Here is a 227-nt window from a genome sequence, read left to right on the forward strand (position 1 = left end):
CGCTAGCCCCCTACGTATTACCGCGGCTGCTGGCACGTAGTTAGCCGGGGCTTCCTCCTCAAGTACCGTCATTATCTTCCTTGAGGACAGAGTTTTACGACCCGAAAGCCTTCATCACTCACGCGGCGTTGCTGCATCAGGCTTTCGCCCATTGTGCAATATTCCCCACTGCTGCCTCCCGTAGGAGTTTGGACCGTGTCTCAGTTCCAATGTGGCCGATCACCCTC

At 56.4% G+C, this 227-nt stretch carries 1 rRNA gene; it reads right to left on the reverse strand.

Features of this window, described 5'->3' with window-relative positions:
- Positions 1 to 227: ribosomal RNA gene (locus tag KGF42_RS20735) — 16S ribosomal RNA — on the reverse strand; the annotation flags it as partial.

The sequence above is a fragment of the Clostridioides sp. ZZV15-6383 genome (assembly GCF_020657735.1).
Classification (GTDB): Bacteria; Bacillota; Clostridia; order Peptostreptococcales; family Peptostreptococcaceae; genus Clostridioides; species Clostridioides difficile_D.